At 52.8% G+C, this 214-nt stretch carries 1 rRNA gene; it reads left to right on the top strand.

Going from position 1 to position 214, the window contains the following annotated elements:
- A 23S ribosomal RNA gene (locus EAE93_RS24215) occupies positions 1-214 on the top strand; the annotation flags it as partial.

Below are 214 nucleotides of genomic sequence, written 5' to 3'. Positions count from 1 at the left end.
CAAGCAGTGGAGCGTTTTGGGGTGGGGTGACTGCGTACCTTTTGTATAATGGGTCAGCGACTTATATTCTGTAGCAAGGTTAACCGTATAGGGGAGCCGCAGGGAAACCGAGTCTTAACTGGGCGAATGAGTTGCAGGGTATAGACCCGAAACCCGGTGAGCTAGCCATGGGCAGGTTGAAGGTTGGGTAACACTAACTGGAGGACCGAACCGA

The organism is Photorhabdus akhurstii, assembly GCF_018448925.1.
GTDB classification, from domain to species: Bacteria; Pseudomonadota; Gammaproteobacteria; order Enterobacterales; family Enterobacteriaceae; genus Photorhabdus; species Photorhabdus akhurstii.
This window is presented reverse-complemented; position numbering and strand designations above follow the sequence as displayed.